At 63.0% G+C, this 17,508-nt stretch carries 13 protein-coding genes; 9 read left to right on the top strand and 4 right to left on the bottom strand.

All coding sequences use genetic code 11. The annotated features are described in order from the left end of the window. Positions 1-65 precede the first annotated feature (65 nt). The gene (locus N5D53_RS01630; RefSeq protein WP_266024311.1) at positions 66-2,570 is read left to right on the top strand and encodes a UvrD-helicase domain-containing protein; all 2,505 of its coding nucleotides are present in this window, start codon (positions 66-68) and stop codon (positions 2,568-2,570) included. A gap of 6 nt (positions 2,571-2,576) precedes the next feature. On the opposite strand, the gene N5D53_RS01625 is transcribed toward N5D53_RS01630, so the two are convergent. Continuing rightward, the gene (locus N5D53_RS01625; RefSeq protein ID WP_347881661.1) at positions 2,577-7,466 is read right to left on the bottom strand and encodes an NEL-type E3 ubiquitin ligase domain-containing protein; all 4,890 of its coding nucleotides are present in this window, start codon (positions 7,464-7,466) and stop codon (positions 2,577-2,579) included. A gap of 182 nt (positions 7,467-7,648) precedes the next feature. On the opposite strand from N5D53_RS01625, the gene N5D53_RS01620 reads away from it, so the two are divergent. The 3 genes from N5D53_RS01620 to N5D53_RS01610 all read left to right on the top strand — a co-directional run bounded on the left by N5D53_RS01620 (position 7,649) and on the right by N5D53_RS01610 (position 11,008). Continuing rightward, the gene (locus tag N5D53_RS01620) at positions 7,649-8,575 is read left to right on the top strand and encodes an alpha/beta fold hydrolase (protein WP_010953494.1); all 927 of its coding nucleotides are present in this window, start codon (positions 7,649-7,651) and stop codon (positions 8,573-8,575) included. 75 nt (positions 8,576-8,650) lie between these two features. Next, positions 8,651-9,070 (top strand): VOC family protein, encoded by a 420-nt coding sequence (locus tag N5D53_RS01615; RefSeq protein ID WP_003250810.1) that lies wholly within the window; start codon positions 8,651-8,653, stop codon positions 9,068-9,070. 261 nt (positions 9,071-9,331) lie between these two features. After that, positions 9,332-11,008, top strand: coding sequence for an MFS transporter (locus tag N5D53_RS01610; protein ID WP_064490777.1), 1,677 nt, complete (start codon positions 9,332-9,334; stop codon positions 11,006-11,008). Positions 11,009-11,246: 238 nt separating this feature from the next. Here N5D53_RS01610 and N5D53_RS01605 read toward each other — a convergent pair whose 3' ends face one another. Further along, positions 11,247-11,816, bottom strand: a complete 570-nt coding sequence (locus N5D53_RS01605) for a hypothetical protein (RefSeq protein ID WP_104887412.1) — start codon at positions 11,814-11,816, stop codon at positions 11,247-11,249. A gap of 41 nt (positions 11,817-11,857) precedes the next feature. After that, a complete protein-coding gene (locus N5D53_RS01600; protein WP_003250815.1) occupies positions 11,858-12,244 on the bottom strand; it encodes a VOC family protein in 387 nt (128 codons plus the stop codon). Between the two features lie 277 nt (positions 12,245-12,521). Here N5D53_RS01600 and N5D53_RS01595 point away from each other — a divergent pair, with 277 nt between their 5' ends. Continuing rightward, positions 12,522-13,433 (top strand): LysR family transcriptional regulator, encoded by a 912-nt coding sequence (locus N5D53_RS01595; RefSeq protein ID WP_014591474.1) that lies wholly within the window; start codon positions 12,522-12,524, stop codon positions 13,431-13,433. Positions 13,434-13,478: 45 nt separating this feature from the next. On the opposite strand, the gene N5D53_RS01590 is transcribed toward N5D53_RS01595, so the two are convergent. Continuing rightward, positions 13,479-13,952: a YMGG-like glycine zipper-containing protein gene (locus N5D53_RS01590; RefSeq protein WP_014591473.1), complete on the bottom strand. Its 474-nt coding sequence runs from the start codon at positions 13,950-13,952 to the stop codon at positions 13,479-13,481. Positions 13,953-14,102: 150 nt separating this feature from the next. Here N5D53_RS01590 and N5D53_RS01585 point away from each other — a divergent pair, with 150 nt between their 5' ends. From N5D53_RS01585 to N5D53_RS01570, 4 genes are read left to right on the top strand one after another with little or no spacing between them, the layout of a single operon-like run. Continuing rightward, positions 14,103-14,699 carry a paraquat-inducible protein A gene (locus N5D53_RS01585; protein WP_104962018.1) on the top strand — a complete coding sequence of 199 codons (597 nt, stop codon included), beginning with the start codon at positions 14,103-14,105 and terminating at the stop codon, positions 14,697-14,699. Continuing rightward, positions 14,696-15,325, top strand: a complete 630-nt coding sequence (locus tag N5D53_RS01580) for a paraquat-inducible protein A (protein WP_020190923.1) — start codon at positions 14,696-14,698, stop codon at positions 15,323-15,325. The genes N5D53_RS01585 and N5D53_RS01580 overlap by 4 nt, the downstream gene beginning before the upstream one ends. Further along, positions 15,325-16,965, top strand: coding sequence for an MlaD family protein (locus N5D53_RS01575; RefSeq protein ID WP_279839423.1), 1,641 nt, complete (start codon positions 15,325-15,327; stop codon positions 16,963-16,965). The genes N5D53_RS01580 and N5D53_RS01575 overlap by 1 nt, the downstream gene beginning before the upstream one ends. Positions 16,966-16,976: 11 nt before the next feature. Further along, positions 16,977-17,507 carry a PqiC family protein gene (locus tag N5D53_RS01570; RefSeq protein ID WP_104962015.1) on the top strand — a complete coding sequence of 177 codons (531 nt, stop codon included), beginning with the start codon at positions 16,977-16,979 and terminating at the stop codon, positions 17,505-17,507. Position 17,508 lies beyond the last annotated feature (1 nt).

Genomic DNA, 17,508 nt, shown 5'->3' with positions numbered 1-17,508 from the left:
CGCTTCATCGCCTAATCCACTGATCTGCAAGCATTCGCTGGCGATTTTTCGTCGATGCGGCGAACATGCCTGCTGTTTTGAATTTCAACGGAGTGACCGTGGCCCACGAGCAACCCCTGGCCCCCGCCGACCTTACCCCTCCTGCCCAGTTGCCCTGGTTTCGCCGCCTGGCCGCCCGCCTGCTGGGGCGTGGCCTGACTCGCCTGCAAGCCCAGCACCGCGACTCGTGGTTCCTCGGCCACGCCACAGGCCAGCGCACTGGCCATGCCGATGGCGTGCGTGAAGGGTTCGAGCGTGGTCGGGTGGAGGGCTATGAAGCGGGGCGCCAGGTGCTGGTGATACGCGATACGCGCCCCGACAGCGCCGCCGTGCCAGGCCAGGATGACAACTTGTTCGACGACTGGCGCCTGCCGTTGACGGCCGAGTTGAAGAAGCGCTTCAAGGCCGATGTCGCCCAGCGTCTGCCCGCCGAAGCCCAGCCCAGCGCCGCGCAATGGAAGCTGATCTTCAGTGACACCCCGTCTACCTGCGTGGTGGCAGGCGCCGGGGCAGGCAAGTCCACGTCGCTGGTGCTGCGCATCCTGCTGCTGCGTCATTACCTGGGTTACGAGCTGGATGCGATGACCGTGGTCACCTTCACCCGCGAATCGCGCAAGGACTTCATCAAGCGCCTGCTGCAGGTGTTCGCCCTCTGGCAGATCAACCTGCAGCCTGTGCAGGCCCGCGAGCTGGTGCGCACGTTCCATTCGCGCATCCTGCCGCTGGTGCGCAGCCTGCCGGGCTTCGGCCAGGTGCGTGCATTTGAAACACTGGGCCACGAGATGCCTGCGGGGCGTGAGGCCGAGGCCGACAGCAACCCGTTCGACCTGCGCCTGAACGATGCCCAGCGCCAGCAGCTGAACCAGTGCTACAGCAGCTTGCTGGGCGAGAGCCCGCGTTTTGCCGAGCTGGTCGGCCAGTTGCGCAGCGAAGCCTTGCAACTGAAACCGCTGGACCCGAACAACCCCGATGTGCAGAAGCGCGCACAGGTGACCCAATTGGCCGCCCAGCGCGACGAAGAACTGTGCGACGTGATCGAGGACCTGTGGTTTGCCGCCGGCGTCTGGCCGATCAAGGGTATCGAGCCCTGCCGCGAAACGGTCGACATCCGTGGCAGCCGCTTCCATGTGCACGGCCGCCTGGAAGGCCAGGGGCCTTTGGTGGTGCTGGGCTTCGACCCCGCACAAAGCGCGCAATACCAGCGCCCCGGCGCCAAGCTGACCGTGCGTGCCGAGTGGGCGGTCAAGCGCACACTGTTGCAGGCGTTCTGCGACAGGCCGCTGATCTGGCTCGACAACTACGCCATGGCCAGGCGCCTGGCGGCATCGTTGGCGGGCGATGCCGTGGCCGGTCCTGGCTTCGAGTACAAGGTCAAGGGCGAACTGGCCCCGGCGCCGCTGCTGGATGCGTTCGTCAGTGCCGCCAATTTCATCGAAAACCTTGGGTTGGAGGTGAACAATGCGGTGGCGGCGATGAGCTTCCCGTCCGGCGATAGCGATGCACTGTTCTTCGAGGCTCTGGCGCTGTACTGGAAGGCCCTGGAAGCGCACCTGCTGGACCAGTCGCCGCCGGTGATGAGCTACAACCGCATGTTCGCCCTGTTTGGCGAGAACAACCCGGAAAACCTGCGCCTGCTGCCCGATCCGTTGCTGCGGCCGCTGGCGCACCTGATGATCGACGAGTTCCAGGACGTATCGCCGCAGATCGTCAGCTGGTTGCGTGCCAGCCTCGCTGAAATACGGCGCCGCGGCCCGGCCATGCACACCGGGCGCCATGCCCAGCATTCGTCGTTGCTGTGCGTGGGTGACGACTGGCAATCGATCTACGGTTGGCGTGGCAGTTCGCCCAAGTATTTCATGGAGTTCACCAAGGCGTTCCCGTCGCCGGCCAACACGCGGGTGATGCTGGTCGACAACTACCGCTGCCAGCAACAGGTGATCGATGCGGCCGAGCACCTGGTCAAGGGCACCCCGGCGATTGCCGGCAAGAAAGCCCGCGCCAGTGGCCCGGCGGCCGAGTTGCCCGGCTCGCCGGTCAAGGTGTTCGACCGTGACGAGGCTGCGTTGGGCGAAACGCTTGTCGAGCACTACCAGCGGGGTGAGACGGTCATGATGCTGTACCGCAAGGGCAGTGACCGGGCCTTGATGAACGAGCACCTGCAAAGCGTGCTGCACGCCGAGGCGGCGCTACCGGCCGAACAGCGCCGGCTGCGCCAGCTGACCTATCACAGTGCCAAGGGTTTGCAGGCCGATGCGGTATTCATGCTGGGTGACTGCCAGTACCTGACCAGCTCACCCTACAAGAACCAGGTATACCGCCAGGCCGGGCTGGGCAAGGCAGGTGATGCCCAACCGTTCGATACGGCACAGAAGGAAGAAGTGCAGCGCTTGGCCTACGTGGCGGTGACCCGTGCAGTACAGCACTGCTATTGGCACGTGGAGGCCGCCAATGGTGACGCCGCAGCGGCCCCACGGGCGTCCAGCCAGGTGGACGGCAAGCAGGCCTTCTTCGAAGACCTGCGCGGGCAGTGAGTGGGGTCAGCGGCCGATTGTTTGCGTCTGGCGGGTGAGGCTGGTCAGCAGACCGGTTTCAACCTGCTGCTGCTCGGCAGTCAGCGCGTCAACGCCCTGGCGATACTGCTGCTCGTTGAGCACCACGCGACGCAGCCTGCCGTCAGCATCCACCGGGCTTTCAGGCATGACCCTGGCCAAGGCTCGTCGCACCGAGCTGTCCAGGTATGTCACCGGCTCGGCGGTTTCATCCAGGCAGTAATAGAGGTAATCAAGGCCTGGCCGCCAGAAGTCGGTGATCAGGCTGAACTGTGCCGCATGCTCTCGTTTCAAGTACTCGACCCAGCCCGGCTGCTGGGTCAACCATTGCTCCCGAGCGATGGCATCCCTGTCCAGGGAAAGGACCGCAGCTTTCACCATTTCGATGATTGTGTCGTTGATTCTGGCCGTATTGCGGTACAGCATGCCTCGGCTCGGCTCGGGGTAGTCCAGCGCGCTGGCCAACGACTGGCGCAAGGCCAAACGTACCTCCACATCGTCCACCAGCCCCGTTTGAAGTTCGCTGTCCGGAAAGGCTGAGGGGTCGTCGAGCTCATCGTAGGGGGGGAGGTTTTCATCGAAGGCCCCGTCGAGCAGCGCCTGTTTGCGCAAGGACCTTCTCCAGCTGATGCGATCGGCCAGTTGATTGACCTGACTGCGTCGATACAACTTGCCATACAGGCTCAGTAGATCAGCCGGCCGACTGCCGGCGACGGCTGCGGCTTCGTGGGCCAGCACTTCTATCTCCAAGGCACTGAACGCGTCGGCACCCGCGTCGCCACAGGTTGGCGGGAAGTCGCCGGCCACGGTGGCGAGGCGCTCACGCAGCACGGTGTCGTGGGCAGCGTCATCCAGCAGCTTCCAGACGCGCGCCCTCAGGGCCTCGCCATCACGCTGCGCTTCTGCCGACTGGGCAAGACGTTCGAGTACGCCCAGCAGCGCTGCGTTTTCACCTTGGTCGAACAGGTCGCTCCACAGCTGCTCCTCGGCATTGCTCGCCTCGCCACGGAAAACGCCTTGCCACAGTGGCACGTCTTCTGCGTGTTCGAAGACGTTGACGCCGCTGCTGCCCAGGCGTGCACGTGTCTGGGCTTCCAGGGTGTTGTAGTTGAACAGCCAACGGCGCTCCGGCAAGTGCGCGGCGACATCGCGGGCAAAAGGGGTACGCAGCACACCAGGCAAGTCTGGCAGGGTACGAATGCGGTTGGACGAAAGGTTCAGATAGCGCAGTTGGTACTGGGGCTGGCTCATCAGGACGGTCAGGCTGTCGGGCCACTGCTGCAGTTCGCAACGCTCAAGCTCCAGGTGGACAAGACGGGCCATGAAGCGCAGGTCGGGTGCCAGTTGCAGTGGGTTGCCTGAAAAGTGCAGTAGTACGGGGTGGATCATGTCCTGAAACTGGGCAGCAAGGCTTTCGTCGAGGGTGATTTGATTGTGGGCCAGGCCGAGGGCATCCAGGGGCAAGCGCGTCAGGAAGCCCAAACTGGTGGTGTCGAGTTGCAGCCGGTTGCGGCTGAGCCACAGGAGTCGCAAGCCGGGCATTGCTCCGATGGCCTGTTGGGCGGTGGGTGAAAGGGTGGTCAGGCCATTGTCGGTCAGGCCCAGCTCGCGTAGCCGCGGTGCCGACCTGAGCGCCTCGAACAATGTCTCGGCATCGATGTCCGGGTTGCCGACGATTTCCAGGGTTTCCAGGTTAGGGAAGTTTGCCAGGAAGCTGCCCTCCAGGCGCCGCATCTGCAGCCCCTCGAGCCTGAGATTGCGGATATGCGGCATGCGTGCAGTGAAAGCGGGTAGCGCTTCGAGCTGCATACGGTCCAGTACCAGTGTTTCGGCTTGCGCGCCACCTTCACGGCGGGAAGCGCTCATCAGTCGCTCGGTGCATTGCTGGCGATCAAAGCGCTCTTCAAGGGTGCGGGCGGTGCTTACCCAACGGTTGAGATCTCGGTTGAGAGTACGCTGCTCGACCTCCAGCTGGTTGATCGCACTACCCAGGTCGCCTCCTCGAGCCAGTTCGGCTTGTAGCCCGGTGATTTGCTCGCTGCTGAGTTCGGGGTAGAGCGCCCGGAGTCGACGTGCAGCCGGCAAGGCTCGTCCCTGCAGGCCACGGCCGCTCAGGGGATAGCCCAGCTGGCCGTTGGCCAATCGCAAAGGGGAGCGGAACCTGGGGTTGATGGGCTGTTGGCCAAGCAGTGAGGCGCAGTGCTGGCGATCACCAAGGGCAAGTTGCAGCAACCGGGCCGGTTCAGCCTGCGGGTGCGCGGCTTGCAGCGCCTGCTTGATGCGTAGACTGTCGTCGTTGGCCAGGCTGGGCCTGAACAGGCCGAGGAGGGCGCGGTCAAGCCGCGCTCGAGCTTGCAGAAGACGTGCTTCCTCGGCAACGCGAAGCGGCACCCGTCCGTTTGTCAGGCGTTCCCGTTCGGTGTTGCTGAGGTTGGCAAGCAATTCTTCAAGCGCACTGTCCGGCAGCCCAGGAAACTGCCGGGCGAGGGTTTGTGCAGTGGGTGGGTGTGTGGGACGGCGTCGTTGTTGCAGGCTCTCGAACAGCGCCTCGCGATGCTGTTCCAGGTGTTGCGCGAGCTTGTTGTTCAGTGCGGACGATCGGTGCTCAGTGGGTGTGTCACCGAGCAACTGCTCAATGGCTTCTTCATCCATCTGATCCAGCACGGTCTGGCTCAACTGGCCATTGTCCAGGTCGGTACGGGTAATTTCGATTTCTGTATGGCCCAGCGTGTGAGGGGGGCCGTAGCGCACCGATTCGCCCCAGGGTTCTGGCCCTTGGTAAACCTTCAGCACGCGTCCCTCTGGCCACCCCGGCAGGCGCAGCAACTCAGGCAAGGCAAAGTTCTTGTACGCAGCCAGCGGCAACCCATGGCGTACGCAGTTGATGATCTGTTGGGTCTGATTGTCCAGTTGCAACCGCTGCAGCGCGTCGAGCAACAAAGCGGGTGGACGCAGGCCCGCTGCCTGGGCACGGCGCAGCACGTCTGGATCGGTACCGGTAGTGCGCATGGCATGGTCCAGTTCGCTGTCGTCCAGGCCTGCGCTATGGCTGCCGAGGCGGCGCGCAAGCTGTTCACGGTCCCATTCCAGAGGCTGTTCATGGGCCAGTTGCCAACGGGCGTTACCATGATGCAGCAAGCGTGGGGCATAGGCCTGCGCATCCTCGGGGTGGCGCACGCGCCATTGCTGATCAGCGCCCTGAAACACCTCGTACAGGGTCCCATCCAGCTTCAGGTAGGTCTTCCCGTCGACGTGCACATGGCCGAGCAAATCGGGTTGAGCCTCCTCAGGAATAGCCGCCGTGCTCGCATAGGGTTTCATGTCGGGGTGCCAAAGCACTTCCTTGTCTTCATGCCATACACTTTTCAGTGCATCGACAAAGCCAGACGCCTGGACGATCCTGGTGCCCACTGCAAAGCCGGCAATCACGCCCGCGTTGATGGCCAATGATTCCAGCTGCGCCAGCGCCTGCCGGGTATCACCTTCTTCCCAGGCCTCGAATCCGGTGAAAACAGAGCTCATCAGGTCGTAAGCAAAAACGCCTAGCATGACCGTGTTCAACCCCGGCACGAAGAACGCGGCGACATTCAGCACGTTCATCCCCAGGTCGAACCAGTACTTCAGACGCTCATTGCGGGCGTTGGCGTCGACTTCGGCGGTAGGGACTGCAATGGTTTTTGCGTCGGCCTTCATGCGCGCAAGGTGTGCGTTGTATAGGTTCGTCCAAGGGTCGGTTCGGATTGGCGAGAGCGTGAAAGGGATCACTGGCATGATTCGGGGTTTGCGTATGCCCGCTTCATCCTCTTCGAACAGCGCAATTTCCAGCTTTACGGCAAGTTCTTTTTGCCTGTCCTTGTAGGCGAAATGCACCAAGGCGCGGCGAAACTCGCTTTGCAATAGCCGGCTGCGCAGGTGCTTGCCCGCCTCCTGACGAGAAGCGAACTCCCTTACCGGGTGCTCGCTGTCGCCAGGGACATACACAATGCAGGGGTTCGTGCGGTAAGGGTTGTCTGGCCCGATGAACAGTATTTCGTGGACGGGGATATCGAACAGGTTGAAGTGCCAGCAATGCAACGCCTCGTTTTCATAGGTGGGGTGAGACTTGCCGTCGCACAGTTGCCCAAGCGCATCGAGCCCGGCCTCGCTCAGCAGGCCTTTGAGCTTGGCGATCAATGCCTGGACCCTCAAGGCCTCACGGTTCGCTGCAATCGACAGGCGCTGGATTTCAGCGCGATTGGCGCCTTCATGGGTTGCAAGCAGATGGTCTTGATAACGTTTGCCAAGGTCCAGCGCCCGACAATGTCTGACGAAGTCCGCCATCGTCAGGCCTGCCAGGGGCGTGTCGCTGCCAGCGGCGTTGGTGAGCCTGCTGTAGGGGCCTACTTCGTCCAGCCCCTCGAAGTTGTGCAGGGCAGCCTCCAGCAAGCTGCGTGTTTGCGGCTGGCCGACCGGGCGAGTAGCCAGCACATCCGCTTCCACGTCCGGGACCAAAGGCGTTTCCACATCGGGAACGCCGACCCAGATGTTGGCCTCTGACTCAAAGGGCTGGAAGACATACTGCGCCCTGTCTACAGGCACATTCAGCTTCAACCGCTCGGTCAACAGCGGGCCGCAGAACGCGATGATGTCCTTGAACTCGCCCAGCGCCTGTTTGACTTGCGCCAGCCGTTTGTTACGGGTTTGCAATGCGTTGTGCAACTGCTCACGCGTTGGCTCATCGGCAGTGGCATACCACGCGTAAGGGCTGCCATCTTCATCGAGATATTCCTTGTACAGGCTCTGCACCACTTTGCGTGTATGCGTGGGTTGGAGCGCCTTGCTCCATTTCGGTAACGATCGGGTTATCTGGCTTTGATGCAACGGTGTCGGGGTTGTCATGGTCACCATCTCTTTTGTGGGGGGAGATAGTCCACGCTGATCAAGGCGCCGGGGTGCGGTAGATAGTTGTTGGCTGCGGTCGGTCCTGCGCATGCGCGGGTCGGTGGCGGGCTGGCAGCGAGGGAGGATCTGCGAGAGGGTGAGGCAGGTCATGGTGCAGGCTTCAGCCAAGGAGAATTGCAATGCGTTCGCTGTGCAGTCCGAAAGACCACCTGCTAGACCTCGATGGCGTTGAAATAGCGGTTCGCACCTGGGGGGCAGAAGACGGTATCCCCATATTGGCCTTGCATGGCTGGCTGGATAACGCTGCCTCGTTCGAGCGCCTGGCACCGATGCTGGACGGCTGCTTCGTGGTGGCCCCCGACCTGATCGGCCATGGCCGTTCTGGCCATCGTCGCCACGACAGCGGCTATTACCTGTGGGAGCATGCCGAAGACATGCTGGCGGTGACCGACAGCCTGGGCCTGGCGCAATTTCATGTGCTGGCCCATGGGATGGGCACCGGTATAGCGTCGCTGCTGGCGGCGATGACCAGTGGCATTGCCAGCATGACCTTCCTCGACGGCATGGGCGCACCGTTCACGGTGGCCGAAGATGATCGCGTGCAGCACCTGGCGCGGGCCTACCGGCTCAAGCGCATGGTACAGCGCAGCCAGTTGCCGGGTTTTGCCGAGCCGGATGTTGGTCGCTTCGACGACCTGGACAACGCCCTGGCGCAACGCCGCGAGCGGCTGGACACCGAACTGTCGGAAGGTGCCGCTCGGCTGCTGGCGCTGCGCGACCTGCTACAGCTGGACGATGGCTATTGCTGGCGCCACGACCCGCGGCTGGTATTGCCCGAACCCATGCCACTGACCGAGCGCGAAGCCTGCGACCTGCTCAGCCAGATCCGCTGCCCGTTGTACCTGCTGTTCGGCCGCCAGGGGGCCTTCACCGGCGAGGCCTTTACCCGGCGTCAGGCCGCCTTGCCCAGCCAGGCGAAAGTCTCCTGGCACCCAGGCGGGCACCACTTCCACCTGGATGCGCCGGACCGGGCGCTGGTCGACCAATTGCTGCGTATCCTGACGCGCCATGAAGGGGGCGTACTGCAACGCTTGGTGAACGAGTAGCTGATTCTGGTCACGCCGCGTGAACCTGCGCTATGGTGGCGAACCTATTCGCAAACACGCCACAGGGAGCCCGGCATGCGGCCTTTCACCATCAAGCACATCGACCACCTGGTGTTGCGGGTCAGCGACCTGCCGCGCAGTGTTGCCTTTTACACCGAGCTGCTTGGCTGCACCGTCAGCCGCGTGCGCGAAGACCTGGGTATGGTGCACCTGGCCACGGGCACGGCGATGATCGACCTGGTGACCCTGGATGGCCCACTGGGGCAGCCAGGCGGAGCGGCACCGGGCGTGGAAGGGCGTAACCTGCACCATTTCTGCCTGCGCATCGAGCCGTTCGACGAGGCCGCGTTGACGGCCTATCTGGAAGCCGCCGGGGTAAAGGTGGAGCCTGCCGAGAAGCGGTATGGTGCCGAAGGCGAGGGGCTTTCGCTGTACTGCTACGACCCGGATGGTAATCAGGTCGAGTTGAAGGGGCCGGTAGTGCCTGGCGGGTGAAACCGCCCCCGCCAAAATCGTCAGCCAACCCGCTATCGCCCGGCACCCCGGTGCTGCGTGTCGTCCAGGCCGCCCTCTCGTGCAGGGCCCGGCGGGTGGATATCCAGCCAATCCCGATTATGCTTCATGAACCTTGCTGCGATCCGAGGCGGCCAGCCTCGTCGTGCTTCGCGCAACCAAAGCAAGCGCCAGGGCCTGGGTGCGACGGTGAAGTGGTTGTGAGGTGCTCCGGCCTGCATGACAACATGACGGAGGCAACCCATGGCGGTTCTCGACAGCACATCCACGGGCAGCGCGCCCCAACGCGGTATCACCAAGGAGGAGCGCAAGGTCATCTTCGCCTCGTCCCTGGGCACGGTATTCGAGTGGTACGACTTCTACCTGTACGGCTCACTCGCCGCGATTATCGCCAGGCACTTCTTCGCTGGCGTCAATGAAACCACCTCGTTCATCTTTGCCTTGCTGGCCTTTGCCGCCGGCTTTGCCGTCCGACCGTTCGGCGCCATCGTGTTCGGCCGCCTGGGCGACATGATCGGGCGCAAGTACACCTTCCTCATCACCATTGTCATCATGGGCCTGTCCACCGCAGTGGTGGGCCTGCTACCGGGCTACGCCACGATCGGCGTGGCCGCGCCGATCATCCTGATCACCCTGCGCTTGCTGCAGGGGCTGGCGCTGGGCGGTGAGTACGGCGGCGCGGCCACCTACGTGGCCGAGCATGCGCCCAAGGGCCGCCGCGGCTTTTTCACTGCCTGGATCCAGACGACTGCCACCCTGGGGCTGTTCCTGTCGCTGCTGGTGATCATGGCCTGTCGCACCGCCATGGGGACGGAAGCGTTCGAGGCCTGGGGCTGGCGGATACCGTTCCTGCTGTCGATTCTGCTGCTGGCGATTTCGGTGTACATCCGCCTGCAGCTGAACGAGTCGCCAGTGTTCATGAAGATGAAGGCCGAGGGCAAGGCATCCAAGGCGCCCCTGACCGAATCGTTCGCCCGCTGGGACAACCTCAAGGTGGTGATCATGTCGCTGCTCGGCGGCACCGCCGGCCAGGCCGTGGTGTGGTACACCGGGCAGTTCTACGCGTTGTTCTTCCTGTTGCAGACGCTCAAGATCGAGGCGCAGACCGCCAACCTGCTGATTGCCGGTTCATTGTTGATCGGCACACCGTTCTTCATTTTCTTCGGCAGCCTGTCCGACCGGATTGGCCGCAAGAAGATCATCATGGCCGGCTGCATCATCGCCGCGCTGACTTATTTCCCGATCTTCAAGGCACTGACCGAGTATGGCAACCCGGATGTATTCGTTGCCCAGGAGCAGAACCCGGTGGTGGTGGTGGCCGACCCGGGCCAATGTGCATTCCAGTTCGACCCGGTGGGCAAGGCCAAATTCACCAGCTCCTGCGACATTGCCAAGAGCCTGCTGGCCAAGCGCGCCATCCCGTATACCAATGAAGCGGCGGAACCCGGCAGCGTGGCACAGATCCGCATTGGCGAACGGGTATTGCCGAGCTTTGATGGCAGCAGCCTGGCGGCGGCGGACTTCAAGGTGCAAAGCGAAGCGTTTACCGCAACCCTGAGTGGTGCATTGAAAGAGGCGGGCTACCCGGAAAAGGCCGACCCGGCGAAAATCCACTACCCGATGGTGCTGTTGCTGCTGACCATTCTGGTGATCTACGTGACCATGGTCTACGGGCCGATTGCCGCCTGGCTGGTGGAGCTGTTCCCGGCGCGCATCCGCTACACCTCGATGTCGCTGCCTTACCACATCGGGAATGGCTGGTTCGGCGGCTTCCTGCCGACCGTGGCGTTTGCCATGGTGGCAGCGACCGGGGATATCTATTACGGCTTGTGGTACCCGATCGTGATTGCCGTGATGACGGCGGTGCTGGGGATCTTCTTCCTGCCGGAGACCAAGGATCGGGATATCACTCACACCTGAAGGTCGAGTTTGCCTGTGCCGGCCTCTTCGCGGGTGAACCCGCTCCTACAGGTACCGTGTAGGAGCGGGTTCACCCGCGAAGGGCTGCAAAGCAGCCCCAACAATCTCTGCCCCCCTGCGGCCCCCGTAGGAGCGGGTTCACCCGCGAAGGGCTGCAAAGCAGCCCCAACAATCTCTGAACCCCTGTGCCCCCCGTAGGAGCGGGTTCACCCGCGAAGAGGCCGGCACAGGCGATCAATCAGTCGAAGTAGCCACGAAGCCCGAATGCATACCCGGTATCCACAGCTGTCGCCTCACCCCGGCTCCAGCGCTTCTTCAGCACGAACTCGAACGCTGGCTCGTACAACCCGTCGCGCACCAGTGCCCCCGCCAGTACCTCCACGTCGTACCAGCCATTGTCCAGCTCGATGATCGGCCGCCCAGGCAGCCGGTAACGCGCCATCAGGTCACCCAGGGTCTTGGGCGTGAAGTGCTGCAGGATGCGCCAGGTGTACAGCATCAGCGCACCGTGCTCGATCCGCAGTACATAGCCATTGCGCCGGTGCTTCAGGCGGCTGCCGGCCTCGCGCAGGGCCGGTGTGTGGTTATCGAGGGTGAAGAGGATGCGGTAGGGCAGGTTGTCGACACCGGCCAGCGGCAGCACGATGCCTTCGCGCACAGCCTGGTCGCCGCTGTCACCGTGGGTGAACGCATGGGCCAGGTCGTCGGGCAGTTGCTGGTCTTGCTTGAAGCGTTCGAGCAACTGGATATCGCCAAGCAGAAAGTAGTCGACCAGGTCGTTGAGCACTTCGCTGAATTCGTGGCGCATCTGTTTTCCTTGTGGGTGCGCATTGGGTTAAGGGCAACCGGCTAATGCTTCTGGGCAATCTGGATCAGGTTGCCGCACGTGTCATCGAACACCGCCACGGTAACCGGCCCCATTGGGGTTGGTGGCCGGATGAACTGCACACCGGCCGCACATAGCCGGGTGTATTCGGCCTGGATGTCACGCACGCCGAACGAGGTGGCGGGGATGCCATCCTGCTTGAGCGCGGCCTTGTACACCTTGGCCGCCGGGTGCGCGTCGGGTTCCAGCAGCAGTTCGACGCCATTGGGGTCGTTGGGCGAAGTCAGGGTCAACCAGCGGTGCCGGCCCATGGGGATGTCGTGCCTGGGCTCGAAACCGAGTACGTAGTGGTAGAAAGCCAGGGCCTTGGCCTGGTCGTCGACGAGGATGCTGGTGACCACGATCTTCATAAGCGCACACCGTTTACCTGGGGCCGATGACTATCAGTAAAGACGTTCGGGCGTTTTTGACCAGTGGTTGCTGTGCCACGGGGCCCCGTTCCAGGCGCAAGCGTGGTGCGGCGCCGGTTTGCGCAGGCCTGTGAGCCGAGGTACTGGCAGACCCTACAAAAAACCTGCTCAAGGCATAGGTAAATCCTTCAGCGCTCAGCCCCCGCAGAGCGGCAGCCAAGGGTAAAGTGTGAGGCATGATCCCAGCCTGCCCAGACCCGCGTCAGAGAGGTACCCTGTGGCTGCCTATACCTTGCGACAACTGAAGTACTTCGTCACCACCGTGGAAGCGGGCAGTGTGGCCGAAGCGTCACGCCAGCTGTACATCGCCCAGCCGTCCATCTCCACGGCCATCAAGAGCCTGGAGGAAAGTTTCGGTGTGCAGCTGTTCATCCGCCACCACGCCCAGGGTGTGTCATTGACGCCCAGCGGCAAACGCTTCTACGCCAAGACCAAGTCGCTGCTGCAGATGGCCCATGAGTTCGAACAGAACGCCCTGGCCGACAACGATACCGTCGCCGGGCAGATCGACATTGGCTGTTTCGAAACCGTGGCGCCACTGTACCTGCCGCGCCTGATCGCCGGCTTTCGCCAGCGCTACCCGGGTGTGGACATTCGCCTGCGCGACGGTGAGCAGCAGGACCTGATCCAGGGCCTGACCGCTGGAACATTCGACCTGGCATTTCTCTATGACCACGACCTGGATGGCACCATCGAGGCCGAGCCGCTGATGCCGCCGCAGAAGCCCTATGTGCTGCTACCCGAGAACCACCGCTTTGCCAGCCAGGCCCAGGTCTCGCTGCGCGACCTGTGCCCCGAGCCGATGATCCTGCTGGACGTGGCCCCTAGCCGCACCTACTTCGTCAGCTTGTTCAACGAGATGGGCCTGGCACCGAACATCGTCTTCAGTTCGCCGTCGATCGAGATGGTGCGCGGCATGGTCGGTCAGGGTTTCGGTTTTTCGTTGCTGGTAACCCGTCCGCACTCGGAATACACCTATGACGGCCAACGCCTGGCGATGCTCGACATTGCCGAGCCGGTGGCGCTGTCGGGGCTGGCTGCGGCGTGGTTGAAGCGAGTCCAGCTGACCAAGCCGGCGCAGTTGTTCGTGGAATTTTGTCGCGAAGAGCTGGCGAAGTTCCTGAACTGAGCACGCCATGCCACCCCGGCAGGAGGAGCATGGCGTGGCGATTGCTCAGGGGTTGACCTGGTAGCCGCGCCCTTGCAGGCAACCGCTGTAGGCACTGGCATGGGCCTGGGTTTTGGCCTCGTCCTGGCCGCGCCGGTCCTGGCGCCGGTCCTGACGCTGGCGCATGCCACCGACCGCGGCCCCGGCGGCGGCCACTTCGCCGGCACGGTTCTGCCGGTATTGCTGCTTGGCATCGTCACCCACCCGGTCATACAACTCGTCATGCTGGTTGCCGCGCACCTGCGCGCCTACAGCACCGGCGGCGGCACCCGCAGCTGCACCGCGAACCCGGCCACCGACATGTGGGTCGCTGGACGTCGCTGTGCCGTTTGCGGCATTGGTGGCTACGGTATTGCAATCGTTGATATCCAGTTGCATCTGCTGGCTGCTCTGGCCCTTGAGCGGCACCACCGACTGCGCCTGGGCGGCCGATGCTGCGCACAGCAGCATCAACAGGTAACTCCACGTGAACGTACGCATGGCACACCTCCACCGGGCGGAAAGCCCGCCTCACAGAATAGTTCGCCTTTGATGTCGTGATGGAAGTTTTGCCCAGATGGTCTACACCGGATATCAGACGCCGTTCCGATTAGCCTCTTGGCCTGATCCAAGGCTACCTGTGGGCAAACCATGAGCCAGACGCAAGATGTGATCATCTGCGAGTATTGCGACACGGTGTACCACCGTGCACCGCTGCTCAAACATCAACGTGCCCTTTGCCCGTGCTGTGGCGGCGTGCTGTACCGGCACAGGTCACTGACTATCGAGCAGCGGCTGGCACTGAGTGTGACTGGCGGTGTCCTGCTGGTGTTCGCCAACTATTACCCGGTGATGACCATCGGCATGCAGGGGCTGACCCACTCGGCCACATTGTGGGACGCCGTGCAGATCCTCAGTCATGGCAGTATCACCTTCATCGCTCTGGTCATGGCGCTGTCGATCATTTTTGCGCCGCTGCTGCAAATTGCCCTGTTGTGCTGGGTGTTGGGTTTTGCCCTTGCCGGCCAGCGTGCCCCCGGCTTTGCCCTGTGCATGCGTGGCCTGGAAAGCCTGCGGCCCTGGAGCATGCTGGAGGTGTGTCTGCTGGGGGCAATGGTGGCAGTGATCAAACTGGCGGGGCTGCTCGATGTGATCCCCGGTATCGGCCTGCTGGCCCTGGCCGCATTGAGCATGTTGATCATCCACATTGCCGGCAAGGACATCCGCGACTTGTGGGAACAGGTATGACTGCCCCGGTCAAGGCGCACGACCTTGGCTTGTGTCTGTGCCATGGCTGTGGCCAGGCATGCGACACGCGCAGTGGCGCGCACACCTGCAACCGTTGCGGCGCCGTCATTCACCGACGCAAGGCCAATGCCATCAGCCGTGGCTGGGCGTTTCTGCTGGCAGCCCTGGTTTTCTACATCCCCGCCAACCTGCTGCCGGTGATGCACACCGAAATGCTCGGCAGTGGTACAGAAAGCACCATTGGCGGTGGCGTGCTGGAGTTCTGGGAAGCCGGGGCCTGGGACATCGCGCTGATCATTTTCATTGCCAGCGTGGGTGTGCCCGCCATCAAGTTCTTCTCCCTTGGCCTGCTGCTGTTCACTGCCCAGCGTGGTTCTTCCTGGGCCTGCCGGCAGCGTTCGCAGTTGTACCGCTTCGTCGAGCTGATCGGCTATTGGTCCATGCTCGATGTGATGGTAGTGGCGCTGGTGGCTGCGCTGGTGCAACTGCGCGGGCTGGGCACCATCGAGCCGCGTGTGGGCATTCTGTTCTTTGGCATGGTGGTAGTGCTGACCATGTTCTCTGCGATGAGCTTTGATCCACGCCTGATCTGGGATAGCCATGCCAACGAGGGGAGGCCGCATTGATGGGGCAACAGACTGACAAGCGCGAGGGCCCTGGGCAGGTTGAAGTGCGCACCCGACGTTGGAGTGTGTCGCTGGTATGGATCGTGCCGATCCTGGCGATCCTGATCGGCGCTTCGCTGGTGGTGCGCAACTGGATGCAGCAAGGGCCGGTGATTACCATTTCTTTCCACAGCGGGGAGGGATTGGTGGCGCACAAGACCCAGGTAAAATACCGCAGCGTGGTGATTGGCGAAGTGACCACGGTGGACTTGGCCGACGACAAGAAGAGCGTGGTGGCCAAGGTTCAGCTCTCCAACGATGCCCGTTCATTCGCTACCCGGGGAGCGCGCTTCTGGGTGGTGCGACCGCGCATCGGCGTGGGCGGGGTTTCCGGGGTGGACACGCTGCTTTCGGGCAGTTTCATCGGGGCTGATTCCGGCGAGTCGAAGGTGCCGGAAAAGTCTTTTGTCGGGCTGGAGCTGCCACCGCCGATCACCTATGACGAAAAGGGCAAGCGCTTTGTTCTTGTCGCCAGCGACCTCGGCTCGCTGGATATCGGCTCTTCGATCTACTACCGCAAGATCCCGGTGGGTGAGGTGGTGTCCTTTGCCCTCCAGGACGATGGCAAGGGGGTAGAGATTGGCGTGTTCGTGCAGGCGCCCTACGACACGTTCGTCACTGCTGACACGCGCTTCTGGAATGCCAGTGGCATCGACATGCAGATCGGTGCCAATGGCCTGAAGGTCGATACCGAATCGCTGTCGTCGATTCTGGTGGGCGGGCTGGCCTTCGGCTCGCCCGATTTCGCGGCGCAAGCCGAGCCTGCTGCCGACCAGGCCCGCTTCCAGCTATTCGCCGACCGCGACATGGCGCTGTCGCCTCCGCATGGCCAGGCGCAGTACCTGCAGTTGCGCTTCGACCAGGCCATGCGCGGCCTGTCGGTGGGCGCGCCAGTGGAGTTCAAGGGGGTGGAGTTTGGCCGGGTCACCTCGATCCAGCTCGATTACGATGCTACGCGGCAGAGCTTCCCGGTAGTGGTCGATGCGGTGATCTACCCGCAGCGGCTAGGGCCGGTGCACCGCAAGATGCTGGCGGTGTTCAAGCACACCGAGGGCGATATGCAAGGGGCGCGGAAACTGATTGGCACCTTTGTCGAGCATGGGCTTCGGGCCCAGGCGCGTAGCGGCAACCTGATCACCGGGCAGATGTTCATTTCGCTGGACTTTTACCCCGATGCCCCCAAGGTGGCCTTCGACATGGCTGCCAACCCCATCATGATCCCGACGCTGCCCGGCAGCCTTGAGCAGTTGCAGGAACAGCTGCAGAGGGTAGTGGAGCGCATTGCCAAGCTGCCGCTGGAAAGCATCGCCGGTAACCTGGACGGCAGCCTGCGTGAACTGCGCGCCAGCCTAAAGCAGTTCAATGGCCAGACGTTGCCGGAGGTGAAAGTGGCGCTGGACGAGGTGCACAAGACCCTGCGCACGGCCAACTCGGCAATTTCCGAAGACTCGCCGCAGCGCGAGCGAATGGGTGAAACGCTGGACGAGCTGGAGCGCATGTCGCGTTCGCTACGTGACCTTGCCGATTACCTGGGCCGCCACCCCGAGTCGCTGATTCGTGGCCGGCCGAAATCGGCCGGGCCTGCAGACCTTGAACCCTGAGGAGACAGCCGATGCAACGACTGCGCAATGCATGTGTGGCCAGCCTGCTGGTGTGGCTCGGGGGCTGCAGCAGTACGCCGAACAACTACCACACGTTGGTACCGAGCGACCCGGTACGTGACAGCGGCCAGCGCATTCAGGTGGTCAGGGTGGCTGTGCCGCCCCAGGTCGACCGCCCACAGTTGGTGGTGCGGCAAGGGCAGAGCGGCCTGGCCATTCTGGAGACGGAGTGGTGGGGCGCCAACCTGGTGGATGAATTCCGCAGCGCCCTGCAGGACCTGTTGGGCGGCCCGGCGGGTGGCGGCAAGGCGTCGCTGCGGGTGGATGTGCAACGCTTCGACACGGTACCAGGGCGCTACGCGTCGCTGGAGGCCGTGTGGCGCCTGAAGCAGCAAGGGCAGGTCGAGCTGACCTGCCGTACGTCAGTGCAGACTGCTGCGGACAACAGCATCACCAGCCTGGTGAATGCGCACCAGGCCAACCTGCGCAAGTTGGCCGAGGCGGTGCGGGGGAGTGCCCTGCAGGGTAGCTGCCGGGCATGAA

It is taken from the genome of Pseudomonas sp. GD03862 (assembly GCF_029840855.1).
Lineage (GTDB): Bacteria > Pseudomonadota > Gammaproteobacteria > Pseudomonadales > Pseudomonadaceae > Aquipseudomonas > Aquipseudomonas alloputida.
The sequence above is the reverse complement of the archived record's forward strand: the minus strand, read 5'-3'. Positions and strand labels throughout refer to the sequence as shown.

Excerpts from the sequence above, each read along its gene's own strand:
- N5D53_RS01625 (WP_347881661.1), bottom strand. The coding sequence starts at position 7,466 with ATGACAACCCCGACACCGTTGCATCAAAGCCAGATAACCCGATCGTTA.
- N5D53_RS01575 (WP_279839423.1), top strand. The coding sequence starts at position 15,325 with ATGGGGCAACAGACTGACAAGCGCGAGGGCCCTGGGCAGGTTGAAGTG.
- N5D53_RS01590 (WP_014591473.1), bottom strand. The coding sequence starts at position 13,952 with ATGCGTACGTTCACGTGGAGTTACCTGTTGATGCTGCTGTGCGCAGCA.
- N5D53_RS01570 (WP_104962015.1), top strand. The coding sequence starts at position 16,977 with ATGCAACGACTGCGCAATGCATGTGTGGCCAGCCTGCTGGTGTGGCTC.
- N5D53_RS01600 (WP_003250815.1), bottom strand. The coding sequence starts at position 12,244 with ATGAAGATCGTGGTCACCAGCATCCTCGTCGACGACCAGGCCAAGGCC.
- N5D53_RS01585 (WP_104962018.1), top strand. The coding sequence starts at position 14,103 with ATGAGCCAGACGCAAGATGTGATCATCTGCGAGTATTGCGACACGGTG.
- N5D53_RS01605 (WP_104887412.1), bottom strand. The coding sequence starts at position 11,816 with ATGCGCCACGAATTCAGCGAAGTGCTCAACGACCTGGTCGACTACTTT.
- N5D53_RS01580 (WP_020190923.1), top strand. The coding sequence starts at position 14,696 with ATGACTGCCCCGGTCAAGGCGCACGACCTTGGCTTGTGTCTGTGCCAT.
- N5D53_RS01615 (WP_003250810.1), top strand. The coding sequence starts at position 8,651 with ATGCGGCCTTTCACCATCAAGCACATCGACCACCTGGTGTTGCGGGTC.
- N5D53_RS01620 (WP_010953494.1), top strand. The coding sequence starts at position 7,649 with ATGCGTTCGCTGTGCAGTCCGAAAGACCACCTGCTAGACCTCGATGGC.
- N5D53_RS01630 (WP_266024311.1), top strand. The coding sequence starts at position 66 with ATGCCTGCTGTTTTGAATTTCAACGGAGTGACCGTGGCCCACGAGCAA.
- N5D53_RS01610 (WP_064490777.1), top strand. The coding sequence starts at position 9,332 with ATGGCGGTTCTCGACAGCACATCCACGGGCAGCGCGCCCCAACGCGGT.